A 15,970-nucleotide genomic window follows, 5' to 3' on the forward strand; every position below is an offset into this window, starting at 1 on the left:
GCGGGAGGCGGAGGGCGCCGGGGGGCCGGTCCCAGGCGGGGCTGTTGTCGAGCCCGGACTCCCAGGGGTGGCAGATGGCGATGAGGCCGCTGGAGTCGAGGTCGCGGGCGCGGGCGAGGTAGCGGTGCTGCGCGGTCAGCAGCGGGTAGAGGCGGGTCAGGAACGCCCGGCTGCCGTCCAGGTCGGTGGCGCATTCGTGCAGGCGGAGGGCGGTGAGGGCGTGCAGCGGCGGCTGGGTCAGGCCGGAGGTGTGGACGCCGCGGGGCGCGTCCGGCTGCCGTTCGCTGCGCCAGAGTTCGGGGCCGGGGAAGAACGCGTGCCGGGCGAGGCGGGTGTTGAAGACGATGTGCGGGAGCATCCCGTCGGCCCACTGGCCGCGGAAGAGGCTGAGCAGTTCGGCTTCGGCGCGGTCGCGGCGGTGGCGGGCGAGGCCCATGCTGATGAACGCCGCGTCCCAGCTCCACTGGTGGGGGTAGAGGCCGGGCGACGCGGCGGTGGACGTGCCTGTCCAGTTGGCGTCGAGGACCCGGGCCGCGGCCTTCCACAGCGCGGTCTCGTCACCGGTCAGACGGGAGCTCATGTGGTCCAGGTGACCTCCTCGGCGGAAGAGGGGCTCACCCGTGATTGTCACCTCAGAACGCGGCCACGGCGACCCCTGCGGGAGTGTCGATTCTCAACGCGGGTGGGGGTTCGGCCGTGATTTTTTACGGTTCTGTGGCGCGTTCCAAGAGCCATTCCGCGATCTCCTCGCCGGCGGCGATGCCGCGGGCGGTGGTGACGGCGGTGGCGGGGGACGTCCAGCCGGTGTCGTGCAGTTCGCCGTGGGCGGGACGGATCGAGCGGTCGGCGGCTTCGAGGAGTTCGATGTCGAGGAGGGAGTCGCCGGCGGCGAGCATGGTGGACGCGCCGGCGCGGCGGGCGACCTCTTCGGCGGCCGCGGCCTTGGTGAGGCAGGCCGGCAGGCAGTAGACCTTGCGGCCTTGCAGGGACGTCCGCCAGCCGCGTTCGGCGCACCAGCCGGTGAGGTCCTCGACCCAGTTGGCGGGCAGTGCGGTTCTGTCTACGACCGTGTAGGCGAACAGGTCGGATGCCGTGCGTTGTTTCAGGACGAAGTCACCGCTCGACTGGGCGAGATGGTGCTGGACGTCCGCGAGCGGCGCGCACCCGTCCGCGACGCGGGTTCGGACGGCCTCTGCCCATGCCGGGTCGTCTTCGCCGTCCACGAGGAGATGGCCGCCGTTCGCGCAGATGGCGTACGCGGGCGGCTTCTCCAGCAGGTGGACGCGACGGTACTGCTCTGGTGTGCGCGTCGTTGTGGGGACGAACGTCGCGGCCGTGGAGAGGGCTTCGAGAGTGCGTGCAGAAGACTCGGTCATGTAGGAGAGCGGCGCGCCCTGGTAGAACTCCACGCACAGGAGGCGCGGCATGGTCTCGTCTGGGCCGTCCAGTGCGAAGGCAGCTTGCGAGTAGATGAGCGTGCGGTCGAGATCCGAGCACACCAGGACGGTCACTGAGCGGCTCCCTTGCCGAAGCGGGGATGGATGAACCCCATGCACGCGTAGGGGAACCGGTCGGGCTCGACCTCATGGACGGGCACACCGCGTTCGTCGGCGAGCATCCGTATGTGCGTCACTTCGGGCCCGGCGTCGGCCCGCACGAAGACCTTCCAGGGGACGCGCCGCAGCAGCACCCGGGTCGTCTCCCCGATTCCGGGCTTGACGAGGTTGAGGTCGTCGATCCCCTCCGCCTCGGCGCAGCGCCGGACGGCCTCCCACCCCGACCAGTCGGGGGCGCGGTCGGCGGCACGGTGATCGGGCAGGTCCTTTGCGACGCGTTCGGCCACGTCCGGGAACCGCGCGCACACGGCGTCCAGGAACACGGCCGACACGTCGTCGCCGGCCAGCTCCCGGTAGAACTTCGCGCCGTGGAAGTCGCCCGGCCCGATCAGCGTGTCGTTCAGGACCGTCCGGCTGACCAGGCCCGACACGGTCGAGTTGAGGCACGCGGACGGGATCAGGTAGTCGTCGCGCGTGCCGTAGAGCGATGTGCACCGCCCCGGATCGGCGAGAACCGCGAGGTCGGCGGAGAACGGATGCGACTCCAGCGCGGCGGTCAGCTCCCGCGTGATCGCGCCCTTGCCCGTCCAGCCGTCCACGAACATCACGGACGCGGGGTCGTGGTGCTCGGCGAGGTACCGCAGCGCCACGGTGTCGATGCCCCTGGCCCGGACGATGCTGACCGCGTAGTGCGGCAGGTCCAGGCCGTGCGCGTACCGGGCCCAGCGCCGCATCAGGATCCCGACGGGCGTCCCGGCCCGCGCCAGCGACACCAGGACGGCCTCCGTGCCGCGCTCGGCGAGGATCATCTCGGTGACCAGCCCGGTCGCGTACGCGAGCCGTTCCGCCGACGCCTCCAGCGCCCGGTGGAACAGCCGCCGGTATTCGGGGCCCGGCTGGTACTCGACGGGGAGCGACTCGGCGTAGTGGGCGCGGCCCGCCTGGATCGCCGCCTCACGCTCCTCGGTGGGCGCCTCCAGCCGCACATGCGAGAGGTCCTTGAGCAGCCACGCGACGTCCTCCGCCGGGTAGCTGCCGAAGGACGGCCCGTACAGCGGCTTCACGAATCCCTCCTATGGGCGGGGACGGTGGCGACCAGTACCGGGGCAAGCGCGCGCAGCCGTTCCAAGAGTCCGTGAGCGAGAGCCACGGTGTCCCCGGCGTCGTCCACCACGAACACGATCTGGTCGAACCCGCGTTGGCCGGAACCAGGCGCGACGTTGTAGGCGTACCGCTCCCCCGGCCCATCGGCGGGATCGTCGTGTGAAGGGAACACCAGGCGGGTTCTTATCGCGTACCCAGGGTCGTCTACGGCGAGCACCGGTGAACGCGTGGTCGTCGAGTAACGGACGTCCACGGACGGCAGCGCATCGGCGAGCGCCTCCGCGAGACGAAGCGGCGCGTACATCAGCTCCTCGAATCCCAGCACGAGCACGCGCGAGACGTCATCAAGCTCCGCAGCAAGGACATCGGCCATCCGGGCAAGGTCTTTCTCCAGCCGCGTCCGATGCGAGGGCAGGAAGCCGTGCCGCCCCCCGTCCGGCAGCCCGGTGGGCCACTCCAGCGAAGCCCGCGCCACCGCCAACGACCTTCCGCCCAAACCGACGGAACCGCCGGAGAGGCCGGCGACGAGCGCCTGCCCCGCCTCCAGGATCCCTTCGGGCAGCTCGACATGCCCCCCGGCCAGCGCCACCGCGTCGATGCGGGTACCCAGCCGGGCGGCGAGATCGTCCATGCGCGCCTGATCGGCAGCACCCCGCAGGTCGACCAGGGCCGCCAGGACGTAATGGCTCCTCGGCCGGACGGCGTGCAGCGTCTCGATGGTGTTCAGCACCGTCCGGCCGGTGGAGAGTTCGTCGTCCACCAGCACCACCGGCACGTCACGGTCGAGCATCGCGGGATCGGCGGGCAGCAGCAGATGGCTCGTGGCGTGGCTGTGCTCCTCCTCGAACCCGCCGTAGGTGGCGAATCCGGGCACGGGACGCCGTGTCGAGTGCAGGTAGTAGGCCCCGCCCAGAGCGTCCGCCACCGAATGCCCCAGAGCAGTGGCGGTCTCGGCATACCCCAGAACGACAGCGTCCACAGGAACCCGGGGCGCACGCATAAGGTCACGCAACCCAGCAGCGGCCCCCGGCACGCCGCCCAGAGCATCCGAGAGAAGCGAACCGGGATGGACCGGCTCCTCCCCCCGCAGGCGCGCGCGCACAAGCTCGCCTAGCAACAACCCAGATCCATAAACCAACCGAGGATCGGTCGGCACATGCTTGCCCAGCACAGCGGAAACCAACAGATGCGCACGACGCGGATTACGCCGCACGCCCAGCCCCACCAGAGACGACAGCCCCGCCCCCACCGGGCGTGGACCGTCCGTGAGCCGCACCCCTAGGCGCGACGAAACCCAGGCTGAGGTCACCGGCTGCCCGCCGCTTCCAGCAGTTCCACGAACGTCACGCCCTCCGCCGCGACCCCGAACACGCGCGCGCGCAGCATCAGCCGCCGCGCCCAGGCGCGGTGCGGTTTCGCCTCGTTCATCTTGTTGGCGTAGGAGCTGGCCATCGCCCCGCCCCCGGTGACGCCGAGGATGTCGGCGGCGTCGCAGTACTCCTCGTGCGTCACGACCGACAGGGCGTGGACGGCCGCGACATGGCTCGGATGTATCACGGTCTTGCCGGTGAGGCCGTTGGCCTTGTCCAGGTGCACCTCGCGGATCAGCCCGTCCAGGTCCGCGGTGATCAGCCGCTGCCGCAGCGGCGCCGCCTGCTGCGCGTCGAACGGCGACTGGCGGAGCTGCGGCTTGAACATCCGCTCCCCCGCCGAGAAGTACTCCCAGACCGGCCCGGTCACCACGTACCCGGTGCCGTCGGCGCGGCCGAGGATGTTGACCACGTCGCAGATCACGCCCGCGACCGGCCGGATGTCGTAGATCGTGAGGTCCGGCGGGCGGCGCAGCCCGTACGCGGCGGACATGTCGGTCGCGCCGAGCCGGACGGCCAGGATCCGCGGCCGGTGCTTGGCGAGCAGCCGCGCCACGTCGTGCAGCATCTCCGCGCGGGTCTCCGCGTACACCGCCTCCGGGCTCTCGATCACCGGCATCGCGAGGAGCCGCTGCCCGGTGCGGTCGGCGGCGTCCTCCAGCGCGTCGAGGAACGCTCCACCGCCCGCCGCGGTGAACTTGGGCAGCACGAACCCGCTGACCAGCGCGGCGGCGCCGCCGAGGCGGCGGAGCAGGTCACCGATCTGCCGGGGGTCGCGGACTCGGACGAACAGCAGCGGCACGTCCGCGCCGCGCTTCAGCAGCGTCCCCAGCTGGGCGACCATGTTCGCCTCGCCGGCCTCGACCTCGTCGTCGCCGATCGCGTCCTCCAGGCACACGACCAGGCTCATCACGCCCCGCTGCCCGGCCCGCTCGATGTCGGTGGCGAGCGTGGGCCGGGTCGCGGGGCAGTACAGCGTCGCGCCGAGCGCCACCGCCAGCACCGCCGGGTCGTCGTGCCGGTCGAACGGGCGCGGGTGCCGGTAGAACAGGTGCTTGCGACGCGCGGCGTCGATGTGGTCGAAATGCCGCATGGGCGGCCGTCAGCCCGTCACAGGTGGGTGGCCACGGCGGGCAGCAGGTGCTGGAACGTGCGGCCGGTCGCGGTCGCGCCGATCGCCGTCATCGACCAGCCCTGCCCGTCCCGCGACACCTTGGCCATGATCTGGGCGTTGTGCTGGCCGGCGCCGCTCAGGTCGTAGCGGGCGATCTCCTGGCCGGTGCTCTCGTCCACCAGCCGGCAGAACGCGTTCGCGATCTGCGAGAAGTCCTGCCCGGTGAAGGAGTTCACCGTGAACACCAGCTGGGTGACGTTGGCGGGGACGCCCTGCAGGTCGACGTTGATGACCTCGTCGTCGCCCTCGCCCTCGCCGGTGAGGTTGTCGCCGGTGTGCAGGACGGACCCGTCCTTGCTGCGCAGCTGCCGGAACCACACCTGGTCGGCGAGGTTCCCGGCGGCGTCGAACAGCAGGCAGGACGCGTCCAGGTCGATCGACTGGGCCCTGCTCTTGCCGAACAGCCCCTTCTTGGCGACGGCGTCCCAGCCGAGCCCCATCCGGACGCGGGAGAGGGTGCCGCCGCCGGGTTTGGCGAGCGAGACCTTCTGCCCCTTCTGCAGCGAGATCGACATCGTCGGCTCCTTCGGTGGATCGATGCTGGTCGCGCGGGTGGAGTCGCGCCGGTCAGACGTTGCTGGAGTGCAGCTGCTTGCCGCCGCCGGACGGCGAGCCGGAGGCGTCCCCGCCCGCGCCGCGGTTGCGGATGACGGAGCTGGCGAACGCCGCGATGATCAGGCCGGCACCGAGCCCGCCGGTGATCCACTCGGGCACGTGGTGCCCGATGCTGATCAGCATGCAGGTGGCCAGGGCGCCGATCGCCCAGTGCGCGCCGTGCTCCAGGTAGACGTACTCGTGCAGGGTCCCCTTGCGGACCAGGAAGACGGTCAGGGACCGGATGTACATGGCGCCGATGCCGAGGCCCAGCGCGATGACGATCGGGTCGGTGCTGATCGCGAACGCGCCGATGACGCCGTCGAAGCTGAACGAGGCGTCCAGCACCTCCAGGTAGAGGAAGAGGAAGAACCCGGCCTTGCCGGTGGCCAGCGCCAGCGAGCTGGGGCCGGACCGGCCGGCCGGGGCCTCGCGCTCCTCGTCCTCGTCCGCGCCGTCCTCGTCCTCGTCGTCGTCGCCCGCCTCGGAGAACAGTTCGCCGAGCCCGTTGACCAGGATGTAGGTCACCATGCCCAGCACGCCCGCGATCATGACGTTGCCCGGGTTCTCGGCGGTCAGCCACGCCACGAGCGCCAGCGAGCCGCCCGCGACGACCACCGCGAGCTGGTCCAGCCTCCCGATGCGGGCGAGCGGCTTCTCCAGCCACGGCAGCCACTTCTCGGCGCGCTCCTCGAACACGAAGTTCAGGAACAGCATCATCAGGAACATGCCGCCGAACGCCGCGATCATCGGGTAGGCGCCGTTCATCAGCTCGTGGTAGCGGTGCTGGTCGTTGAGCGCGAGGTCGAACGCCTCGACCGGCCCCAGCTTGGCGGTGATGCCCACGATCAGCAGCGGGAAGACCAGCCGCATGCCGAACACCGCGATCGCGATGCCGACGGTGAGGAAGATCTTCTGCCAGAAGGGGCTCATCCGGTCGAGCACCTTGGCGTTGACCACGGCGTTGTCGAACGACAGCGAGATCTCCAGGATCGCCAGCACGGCGACCAGGGCCAGTCCGGTCGGCCCGTCGTAGAAGAAGGCGGCCACCAGACCGAGGGCCGTGATGCCGAAGGACCAACCGAAGGTGCGAAGAATCATGCGCGTATTTCTGCTAGTGAGGGCGGCCGGGCGAGGCGGCCGGGGTGCGGGGGGCGCCGGCCGCTAGCCGACGTTGACGCCGAAGTCCGTTGCGATGCCCGCCAGTCCGGACGCGTACCCCTGTCCGACGGCCCTGAACTTCCACTCGCCGTTGTGCCGGTACAGCTCGCCGAAGACCATCGCCGTCTCGGTGGAGGCGTCCTCGGTGAGGTCGAACCGGGCGAGCTCGTTGCCGTCGGTCCGGTTGACGATCCGGATGAAGGCGTTGCGGACCTGGCCGAAGCTCTGGTTGCGGTTGTCCGCGTCGTAGATCGACACCGGGAACACGATGCGGTCGCACTCGGCCGGCACCGCGTTGAGGTCGACGTTGATCGACTCGTCGTCGCCCTCGCCCTCGCCGGTCAGGTTGTCGCCGGTGTGCTCGACCGAGCCGTCCGGGCTCTTCAGGTTGTTGAAGAACACGAAGTGCTGGTCGGACATGACCTTGCCGGTGCCCGCGAGCATCAGCGCGGACGCGTCCAGGTCGAAGTCGGCGCCGGTGGTGGCGCGGACGTCCCAGCCGAGGCCGACGGTGACCGCGGTGAGGTTGGGCGCGGCCTTCGTCAGCGAGACGTTGCCGCCCTTGGCGAGTGAAACTCCCATGTTCGGGCCGTTCCCTTCCTGTGTGCGTTGTTCAGATGCTGACGCCGAAGTCGGCCGCGATGCCGGCCAGCCCGGACGCGTAGCCCTGGCCGACGGCCCGGAACTTCCACTCCGCCCCGCTGCGGTACAGCTCGCCGAAGACCATCGCGGTCTCCATCGAGGCGTCCTCGGACAGGTCGTAGCGCGCCATCTCGGCGCCGTCGGCCTGGTTCAGCACCCGGATGTAGGCGTTGCGGACCTGCCCGAAGTTCTGCCCGCGGCTGTCGGCGTCGTAGATCGACACGGCGAACGCGACCCGCTCGGCGGCGGCCGGCATCGCACCGAAGTTGACCTTGAGCTGCTCGTCGTCGCCCTCGCCCGCGCCGGTGGTGTTGTCGCCGGTGTGCTCGACGGCGCCGTCCGGGGTGCGCAGGTTGTTGAAGAACACGAAGTGCTGGTCGGTGATGATCTTGCCGGAGCCGTCCAGCACCATGGCGGAGGCGTCGAGGTCGAAGTCCGTGCCGGTGGTGGTGCGCAGGTCCCAGCCGAGACCGACGGTCACCGCGGTCAGTCCGGGCGCCTGCTTGGTGAGCGAGACATTGCCGCCTTTGCTCAGGCTGACGGGCACGATGGGCCTCCAAGATCGCATGCCGTACGGGACGCCGCCCCGGCGCCCAGCCTTATCGACGTAGCAGCGATGCTATCCGTTCCATCCGTTGTGAACCTGTGACGCCGTCCGATATCCCCGCCCGGGGGGACGTGCGGCACCTGGGGCGCGAAATGGTGCCCGGCTGGGCCAGACTGGGCAGGGACGAAGGGAGGCAGCGTTGCGTGGACCGGGCGACCAGCGCCGCCGGGGCGGCCGGGGGGCGCAGGCGGCGGACGCGGCCGTCGAGGCGAGGGAGGCGGCCGCGGCCGCCTTCTACGACATGGACCAGGCGCAGAAGTACATCGACGGCCGCGTCACCGTGTTCGAGGACCTGGACGCGGCGGCGGCCGCGCCCGTCCGGCGGGAGTTCGGCCTGCTGTCGGAGGCCGCCGACTCGGCGTCGGTCGGGTACATCTCCGTGCTGGACGCCCACGACCTCGATGACCGGGACCGGTCACCGGCCGAGTACGACGCGGCCCGCCGCGCGTTCGTCGCGGCCACCGAGCGGCTGCAGCAGACCACCCGGAACCTGAACGGCTTCGCCGAGCGGCTCGCCCCGAAGATGGCCCGGCTGGAGGCGGCGCTCGACCGGCTGCCGCCCCTGCTGACCGCCGCCCGCGACGCCGTGGCCGCCGCCGACGCCGCCCTCACCGCCGCGCAGGACGCGGGGATGGACGCCTCCGAGCCGGAGGCCGAGCTGGGCCGGGCCCGGGAGATCCTCGCGCAGCTCGGCTCCAAGGGCCTCGGCGGGGTCGGGCTGGACGGCGCCATGCGCCGGGCCGAGGAGGTCCGCGACATCGCCGAGCGGGCCCGGGAGGCCGCGGCGGAGCTGCCGCAGCTCGCGCAGAAGGTCCGCAACTCGCTCGCCTCCGTGCGGACCCGGGCGGACGCCGTCGCGAACCGCGCCGGGCCCGTCCGGGAGGCGATGCGGGTGCTGCTGCGCGGCTACTCGCAGGCCTGCTGGCAGGACCTGCGGGGCGCGCCCGAGTCCATCGAGGCGGCCGTCACGCGGGCCCGCGAGCGGCTGAACGAGGCGTCCGCGCACGTGTCCCGCACCGAGTGGAAGGAGGCGCAGCGGGCGCTCACCGCCGCGCGCACCGAGCTGAACGCCGCCGACCGCCGCGCCGGGCAGGTGACCGGGCGGGTGGACGAGCTGAAGGCGGTCGCCGCGGACCCGGCGAAGCCCGCGGAGGGCGCCCGGTTCGCCGTCCGGGACGCGCAGCGGCTCGCCATGGCGCAGCCGGGCGGGGCCGCGCCGCAGCACGCCCGGGTGCTCGACGGGCTCGTCGAGCGGCTGGAGAACGCGCCGAAGCGGCTCACCGGCGTCCACCCGGACTACTGGGCGTACCTCCAGGAACTGGAGTCCATCAAGACCGCAGCCGGGGACGTCGTGACCCGCATCCGCTCGGAGCGCGCCGGGCAGGGCTAAGCGACTAGGCGGAACCTCTAAGCGAACAGGGTGTCGCCCCAGTAGCCGCCCTCGCGGACGCCCGGCGGGCACGCGTAGATGCCCGACCCGACGTGCTGGATGTACTCGTTCAGCGCGTCGGTGGCGAGTGACTTCTGGACGGGGATGAACCCCGTGCGGGGGTCGCTCTGGAACGCGATGAAGAACAGGCCGGCCTCCAGCCGCCCGAGCCCGTCCGACCCGTCGGTGAACGAGTAGCCGCGCCGCAGGATCCGCGCACCGTGGTTGGAGTCGGGGTGCGCGAGCCGGACGTGCGCGTCCGGCTTCATCCGCGACAGGACGGGCTTGTCGCGCTCCTTCTCCTCCCCCACCGGCGCGCCCTCGCCCTTGCTGCGGCCGAAGATGTCCTCCTGCTCGCGCAGCGACGTCCGGTCCCAGGTCTCGATGTGCATCCGGATGCGGCGGGCGACGAGGTAGGAGCCGCCGGCCATCCAGCCGTCGCCCTTCCCCGCCCACACGTGCTCGTTCAGCAGCGACTTGTCGCCGGAGCCGATGTTGTCGGTGCCGTCCTTGAACCCGAACAGGTTGCGCGGGGTCTGCGCGTCCGGGGTCGTCGAGGACGTCTTGCCGAACCCCAGCTGCGACCAGCGGACCGACACCGTGCCGAACCCGATCCGCGCCAGGTTCCGGATGGCGTGCACCGCGACCTGCGGGTCGTCGGCGCACGCCTGCACGGCGATGTCGCCGCCGCTGCGGTCGGGGTCGAGGTTGTCGCCGGGGAAGTGCGGCAGGTCGACGAGCGCGGCCGGGCGGCGCGCCTTGAGGCCGAACCGGTCCTTCCCGTCCTTCTCGAACAGCGTCGGCCCGAACCCGATCGTCAGCGTGAGCCGGGACGGCGGCAGGCCGAGCGCCTCGCCGGTGTCGTCGGGCGGCGCGACCGGCGAGCCGGCGACCGCGCCGTTCCCGACCGGCTTGCCGGCGGTCATGGCGGCGGCCGCGTCCGTCCACTCCTGCAGCATCCGGACGAGCCGGTCGCGGTCGCCGGTCGTCACGTCGAACGCGGCGAAGTGCATCCGGTCCTGGACGGGGGTGGCGATGCCCGCGTGGTGCGCGCCGCGGAACGCGACGGCGGCGCCGGCGTCCGTGCCCGCGTCGGCGAGCGCCACCCGGTCCAGGCCCGCGCCGGCGGCGGCGCCGACGAGCAGGCTCGCGCCGGAGAAGCCCAGCATCCTGCGCCGGGACAGCCCCGGCCGCACCTCGGTCATCTCGCCCTCCCGTCTACTTCGCGACGACTTCGGCGAGCTTGGACAGCGGCTCGCCCAGCGCGTTCACGGCGTCGGCCAGGTCCTTGCGGTCGTCCTTGCCGACCTTGTCGTAGGAGACGTAGCCGTCGCCCTTCTCGTGCTTCTTCAGCAGCGCCTCGACCTTGGCGAAGTTGTCGTCGAGGTCCGCGGCGAGCTGGGCGTCCCGCTCCTGGACGACCGGCTTGAGCAGCTCGTAGATCTTCTTGGCGCCGTCCACGTTGGCCTTGAAGTCGACGAGGTCGGTGTGGCTGAACGCCTCCTCCTCACCGGTGACCTTGCCGGTGGCGACCTCGTCCAGCAGCTCCTTCGCGCCGCCCGCCATGTCGTTGACCGGGTCGAGGGTGAGGCCGGGCAGCCGCGACTTCAGCGTGTCCAGGTCCTTGAGCAGCTGGTCGCCGTACTTCTCCTTGCCCTTGACCGAGCCGTCCTCCCAGAGCGCCTTCTCCAGCAGGTGCCAGCCGGACCAGTTCTTCTTCTCCTCGGCGCTCAGGTCGGCCTCGCGGGCGTCGACCTTCGGGTCGATGTCGCCGAACTTCTCCGCGACGGGCTCGATCGTCTCCCAGCCGACGCGGGACGGCGCGTACAGCTCCTTGGCCTTCTCGACGTCGTTCGCCTTGACGGCGTCCACGAACTCGCGGGTCTTGGCGATCGTGTCGTCGAGCTTGGTGATGACGAAGGCCTTGTAGTCGGCGGCGGCCTTGGTCAGCCGCGCGTCGTCGCCGCCCTCGGACTTGCCGGTGACCGTGACGTTCTGGGACGGCCCCTTGCCCGTCTGCCCGGCGCTGCACAGCAGCTTGAACTGGCCGGCGGGCAGGTTCACCACGAAGTCGACGCTGGTGCCGGGGCCGATGTTCTCCCGCTCGGCGAGGATCTTGCCGTCGGACTTGAGCACCTCGAACTCGTTGACCTTGGAGCCCTTGTTGGTGACCTTGAAGGTGGTCTTGCCCGCGGTGAGGTCGGTCTTGGCCACCTCGCACGTGTCGTCCGTCGCCGTCACCGGGATCGCGCCCGCGGCGTCCGCCTCGCCGTCACCGCCGCACGCCGAGAGCAGGGACATCGACACGGCGGCGGCACCGGCGAGCGCGAGGACGGACACAGGACGCATGAGGGGACTCCAGAGGAGAGCAAAATGGTTAGGCTTACCTAAATTAGCGAAGCCTGTCCTCAGTTCGTCAAGTGGCCCCCGGGACAGTGAGCGATCCCACGCCGCGGCGTCAGGCGGAATCCCGGTCAGCGGGGCCGGTCGTGCAGTCCCATCGTGAGGTTGCGCGCGGCCATCGGCGGGCCGCCCTGCTGCGGGTCCCCGTACGGCGGGGCGTACCCCTGCTGCGGGGGCCGCTGCTGCTGGTGCTGCGGCGCCTGCTGCTGCTGCGCCGGCTCCGCCCAGACGGCCGTCCCGTACGCGCAGACCTCGAAGCCGCCGCCCACCTGCGCGGTGTCGAAGCGCATGCCGACGACCGTGTTCGCGCCCTTGCGGCGCGCCTCCTCGCCGAGCCGGTCGAGCGCCTCCCGGCGCGCGGCGGCGAGGCTGACCGCGGGCCGCTCCCCCGTCACCCGGAACGTCGCGCTGCTCCCGCCCTGCCCGGGCTGCGGCGCGGCGCCCTGGTCGGCCTGCAGGGCCGTCCCGAGGACCTCCCCGAGCACGCTCCTGATCTCGTGCCCCGGCACGCCGTCAGTCGTCACGATCAGCATGACCACCACGGTAGATGACATGCCGGGCGAAATGCGACGAAATGCCGGGAGGGCGGCCGGCGCACCGGCCGCCCTCCCTCAGCGGTCCGTCACTCAGCGGTCCGTCACTCCAGGTACTCGCGGAGCATCTGGGCGCGGGACGGGTGGCGCAGCTTCGCCAGCGTCTTGGACTCGATCTGGCGGATCCGCTCCCGCGTCACGCCGAACTCGCGGCCGACCTCCTCCAGGGTGCGGGGATGGCCGTCGGCCAGGCCGAAGCGCAGCTGGATGATGCGCTGCTCCCGGTCCGACAGGGTGCCGAGGATGTCCTCCAGCTGGTCCTGGAGAAGGATGAACGCCGCGGCCTCGATCGGCACGACGGCGTCCGCGTCCTCGATGAAGTCGCCGAGGTCGGAGTCCTCCTCGCCGATCGGCGACTGCAGCGAGACCGGTTCCTGGGCGATCCGCTGGATCTCCACCACCCGGGCGGGCGGCAGGCCCATCTCCAGGCCGATCTCCTCGGGGGCCGGCTCCCGGCCGAGGTCCTGGTGCATCTGCCGCTGCACCCGGACCAGCTTGTTGATCGTCTCCACCATGTGCACCGGGATCCGGATCGTCCGGGCCTGGTCGGCGATCGCCCGGGTGATCGCCTGCCGGATCCACCAGGTGGCGTAGGTCGAGAACTTGAACCCCTTGGTGTAGTCGAACTTCTCGACCGCACGGATGAGTCCGAGATTTCCCTCCTGGATCAGGTCGAGGAACAGCATTCCCCGGCCGACGTAGCGTTTCGCGATCGAGACCACCAGCCGCAGATTGGCCTCGATCAGGCGTTGCTTCGCCCGCATGCCTTCGCGGGAGAGCAGTTCGAGGTCGAGCAGCTCGCCGCGGGCGAGGACGGCGGTACGCGCCATCTTCTCCTCGGCGAACAGTCCCGCCTCGATCGATTTCGCGAGTTCTACTTCATCTTCTGCCGTGAGAAGCGGTACGCGACCGATCTCTCTCAGGTAGATACGAACCAGGTCGCTCGTCGGCGCCCGCTTGCCGAGGTCTCCCTCATCCGCTCGCGCGACGTCCTCGGTCTCCTGCTGAGACCCGAGGACCTCCACCCCCTGCTCTGCGAGCATCCGGACGACCCGCTCCATGGAGTCGTCCGGCAAGTCCGAGCGATCGAGTGCGGCAGCAACGTCCTCGACGGTCACACCGCCGCGTTCTCTGCCACGTGCGACGAGGTCCGCCACCTGATCAACCGATGGCGCCTCGCTTGGCAGCACCGAAGGGCCCACGCAGACAGTCTGCGTCAAAGGAGGGCTAGATCACAGGACCCATTTTGCGGTCTCTTGACTTACTGTGATCCAAGCCCTCGCTCCCGCAACACCCGTCTCTGCTGCTCAAGCGCGACAAGATCGCCGAAGAGCCGGTGGTACTCCTCCTCGGCGCCGACCGGATTCAGCCGCCCGAGTTTAGATTTCGCGTCCGCGATCATGCGGGTGAGCTGGCGTTCCTGTATCCGGGCGAGCAGTTCACCCGCATAACGGTCGTCTGATTCATGGGCGGACCGGACCGGCTCCACGCCGAGCCTGGTGATCAGATCCCTGACCTGGACGTTCGGGGCGGTCTCCAGGAGCCGCGCGACCCATTCGGGGACGGCCGCCGCCGCGGCGGTGCCGCCCGCCTCCGCGATCACCGCGCGCACCGCCGCGTGCGGCGGCGCGATGAACGCCCCGGCCGGCACCTCGTCGAACACCGGCCCGAGCAGCGCCGGCCGCTGCACGGCCAGTTTCAGCAGCTCGCGCTCCCGCTGCACCTCGGGATCGGACGGGTCGAACGCGGGCCGCGGCGGCGCCTGCGGCTCGGCGGGCCCGTTCCCGTCCCGCCCGTTCCCGGCGTACCGGTCGGGACGGCCGTTTCCGGCCGGGGGTCGCCCGTGGCCCGCCCGGTCGCGGGCGTGCCGGCGGTTCGCCAGCTCGCGGACGCGGCGCAGCACGAACTGCTCGTCCATGATGCCGAGCCAGCGGTCCAGGTTGACCGCGTACATGTGCCGGCGCGACCGGTCCTTGATGGCGGCGACGACCGGGGCGGCGGCGTCCAGCGCGGCGAGCCGCCCCTCGACGGTGTCGAGGTCGTGCTGCTCGATCGCGCTGCGCACCGCGAACTCGAACAGCGGCAGCCGGGCGGCGACCAGGTCGCGCACCGCCGCGTCGCCGTTCCGGATCCGCAGGTCGCACGGGTCGAGCCCGTCCGGCTGGACGGCGACGAACGTCTGCGAGACGAACTTCTGCTCGTCGTCGAACGCGCGCAGCGCCGCCTTGCGCCCGGCGGCGTCGCCGTCGAAGGTGAAGATCACCTCGCCGCGGAACTCGTCCTGGTCCATCAGCAGCCGGCGCAGCACCTTGATGTGGTCGTCGCCGAACGCCGTCCCGCAGGTGGCGATCGCCGTCGGGACGCCCGCGAGGTGGCAGGCCATCACGTCGGTGTAGCCCTCGACCACCACGGCCTGCCGGCGCCGCGCGATCTCCTTCTTCGCGAGGTCGGCGCCGTACAGCACCGAGCTCTTGTGGAAGAGCGGCGATTCGGGGGTGTTCAGGTACTTGGGGCCCTCGTCGTCCTCGTAGAGCCTGCGCGCGCCGAACCCGATGACGTCGCCGGACAGGTCGCGGATCGGCCACATCAGCCGGCCGCGGAACCGGTCCATCGGGCCGCGCCGCCCCTCCTTGGCGAGGCCGCCGGCGACGATGTCGCGGTCGGCGAACCCGCGCCCGCGCAGGTGCCGGACGAGGCCCTCCCACTCCCGGGGCGCGAACCCCACGCCGAAGTGGGCGGCGTCGGCGGCCTCGAAGCCCCGCTCGGACAGGAACTTGCGCCCGATCGACCCGTCGGCGGAGTTCAGCCGCTCGGTGTAGTACTCGGCGGCGGCCTTGTGCGCCTCGATCAGCCGGGCGCGCTGGCCGCCGTCCTGCCGGGGGCCGCGCCCGCCGCCGTCCTCGTAGCGGAGCTGGATGCCGGCCTGGGCGGCGAGCCGCTCGACCGCCTCGGAGAACGACAGGTGCTCGATCTCCTGGACGAACTTGATGACGTCGCCGCCCGCCTCGCAGCCGAAGCAGAAGTACAGCCCGCGCGACGGCGTCACGTTGAACGACGGGGACTTCTCGTCGTGGAACGGGCAGAGGCCCTTGAGGTTGCCGCCGCCCGCGCTGCGCAGCTGCAGGTACTCACCGATCACGGCGTCGATGGACGCCCGCTCCCGGACGAGCGCGATGTCCTCATTGCGAATCCGGCCTGCCACGACGAAGGAGTCTACGGCCGGGCCACGACATCCGGCGCTTCACCACCCGAACCGGCCCCGCCCCCGGCCCCGGCGGCACCCTCCGGATAGCCGGAATCCTCCTGCCCTGGCCGGAATGCCACGGTCCATGGCCGG

14 protein-coding genes and 1 pseudogene are annotated in these 15,970 nt (G+C 71.3%); 1 reads left to right on the forward strand and 14 read right to left on the reverse strand.

What is annotated here, in order from left to right; genetic code table 11:
• From HUX53_RS08830 to HUX53_RS08870, 9 genes and pseudogenes are all read right to left on the reverse strand, one after another.
• Positions 1-580: pseudogene (locus tag HUX53_RS08830) on the reverse strand (hypothetical protein); the annotation flags it as partial.
• 124 nt (positions 581-704) lie between these two features.
• Positions 705-1,511, reverse strand: coding sequence for an HAD family hydrolase (locus tag HUX53_RS08835; protein ID WP_176402664.1), 807 nt, complete (start codon positions 1,509-1,511; stop codon positions 705-707).
• Positions 1,508-2,620: a cysteine protease StiP family protein gene (locus HUX53_RS08840; protein WP_176402665.1), complete on the reverse strand. Its 1,113-nt coding sequence runs from the start codon at positions 2,618-2,620 to the stop codon at positions 1,508-1,510. Before HUX53_RS08840 ends, HUX53_RS08835 begins: the two co-directional genes overlap by 4 nt.
• On the reverse strand, positions 2,617-3,969 hold the full coding sequence (locus HUX53_RS08845) for a phosphoribosyltransferase family protein (RefSeq protein WP_176402666.1): 1,353 nt from the start codon (positions 3,967-3,969) through the stop codon (positions 2,617-2,619). Before HUX53_RS08845 ends, HUX53_RS08840 begins: the two co-directional genes overlap by 4 nt.
• Complete coding sequence (locus tag HUX53_RS08850; RefSeq protein ID WP_176402667.1) at positions 3,966-5,123, reverse strand: HpcH/HpaI aldolase/citrate lyase family protein; 1,158 nt, start codon at positions 5,121-5,123, stop codon at positions 3,966-3,968. The genes HUX53_RS08845 and HUX53_RS08850 overlap by 4 nt, the downstream gene beginning before the upstream one ends.
• A 17-nt stretch (positions 5,124-5,140) precedes the next feature.
• On the reverse strand, positions 5,141-5,719 hold the full coding sequence (locus HUX53_RS08855; RefSeq protein WP_176402668.1) for a TerD family protein: 579 nt from the start codon (positions 5,717-5,719) through the stop codon (positions 5,141-5,143).
• Between the two features lie 52 nt (positions 5,720-5,771).
• Positions 5,772-6,899 (reverse strand): DUF475 domain-containing protein, encoded by a 1,128-nt coding sequence (locus HUX53_RS08860; RefSeq protein ID WP_176402669.1) that lies wholly within the window; start codon positions 6,897-6,899, stop codon positions 5,772-5,774.
• A 63-nt stretch (positions 6,900-6,962) separates the two neighbouring features.
• On the reverse strand, positions 6,963-7,541 hold the full coding sequence (locus HUX53_RS08865; protein WP_176402670.1) for a TerD family protein: 579 nt from the start codon (positions 7,539-7,541) through the stop codon (positions 6,963-6,965).
• Between the two features lie 31 nt (positions 7,542-7,572).
• Entirely contained in the window at positions 7,573-8,148 is a 576-nt protein-coding gene (locus HUX53_RS08870; protein WP_176402671.1) for a TerD family protein, read from the reverse strand.
• A 199-nt stretch (positions 8,149-8,347) separates the two neighbouring features.
• Here HUX53_RS08870 and HUX53_RS08875 point away from each other — a divergent pair, with 199 nt between their 5' ends.
• Entirely contained in the window at positions 8,348-9,598 is a 1,251-nt protein-coding gene (locus HUX53_RS08875) for a molecular chaperone DnaJ (protein ID WP_176402672.1), read from the forward strand.
• Between the two features lie 17 nt (positions 9,599-9,615).
• Here the strand turns inward: HUX53_RS08875 and efeB are convergent, their stop codons facing one another.
• The 5 genes from efeB to dnaG all read right to left on the reverse strand — a co-directional run bounded on the left by efeB (position 9,616) and on the right by dnaG (position 15,835).
• A complete protein-coding gene (gene efeB, locus HUX53_RS08880; protein ID WP_176402673.1) occupies positions 9,616-10,842 on the reverse strand; it encodes an iron uptake transporter deferrochelatase/peroxidase subunit in 1,227 nt (408 codons plus the stop codon).
• A gap of 13 nt (positions 10,843-10,855) precedes the next feature.
• Positions 10,856-11,986: an iron uptake system protein EfeO gene (gene efeO / locus HUX53_RS08885; protein ID WP_176402674.1), complete on the reverse strand. Its 1,131-nt coding sequence runs from the start codon at positions 11,984-11,986 to the stop codon at positions 10,856-10,858.
• Positions 11,987-12,111: 125 nt separating this feature from the next.
• Positions 12,112-12,573, reverse strand: a complete 462-nt coding sequence (locus tag HUX53_RS08890) for a YbjQ family protein (RefSeq protein ID WP_176402675.1) — start codon at positions 12,571-12,573, stop codon at positions 12,112-12,114.
• 104 nt (positions 12,574-12,677) lie between these two features.
• On the reverse strand, positions 12,678-13,823 hold the full coding sequence (gene rpoD, locus HUX53_RS08895) for an RNA polymerase sigma factor RpoD (protein WP_309237127.1): 1,146 nt from the start codon (positions 13,821-13,823) through the stop codon (positions 12,678-12,680).
• 71 nt (positions 13,824-13,894) lie between these two features.
• Complete coding sequence (dnaG, locus tag HUX53_RS08900; RefSeq protein ID WP_176402677.1) at positions 13,895-15,835, reverse strand: DNA primase; 1,941 nt, start codon at positions 15,833-15,835, stop codon at positions 13,895-13,897.
• Between the last annotated feature and the right edge of the window lie 135 nt (positions 15,836-15,970).

This window comes from Actinomadura sp. BRA 177 (assembly GCF_013372625.1).
Lineage (GTDB): Bacteria > Actinomycetota > Actinomycetes > Streptosporangiales > Streptosporangiaceae > Spirillospora.

What these genes read in the sequence shown, in the direction of transcription:
- HUX53_RS08850 (WP_176402667.1), bottom strand. Translation starts at nt 5,123, where the DNA reads ATGCGGCATTTCGACCACATCGACGCCGCGCGTCGCAAGCACCTGTTC.
- HUX53_RS08855 (WP_176402668.1), bottom strand. Translation starts at nt 5,719, where the DNA reads ATGTCGATCTCGCTGCAGAAGGGGCAGAAGGTCTCGCTCGCCAAACCC.
- HUX53_RS08860 (WP_176402669.1), bottom strand. Translation starts at nt 6,899, where the DNA reads ATGATTCTTCGCACCTTCGGTTGGTCCTTCGGCATCACGGCCCTCGGT.
- HUX53_RS08865 (WP_176402670.1), bottom strand. Translation starts at nt 7,541, where the DNA reads ATGGGAGTTTCACTCGCCAAGGGCGGCAACGTCTCGCTGACGAAGGCC.
- efeB (WP_176402673.1), bottom strand. Translation starts at nt 10,842, where the DNA reads ATGACCGAGGTGCGGCCGGGGCTGTCCCGGCGCAGGATGCTGGGCTTC.
- efeO (WP_176402674.1), bottom strand. Translation starts at nt 11,986, where the DNA reads ATGCGTCCTGTGTCCGTCCTCGCGCTCGCCGGTGCCGCCGCCGTGTCG.
- HUX53_RS08890 (WP_176402675.1), bottom strand. Translation starts at nt 12,573, where the DNA reads ATGCTGATCGTGACGACTGACGGCGTGCCGGGGCACGAGATCAGGAGC.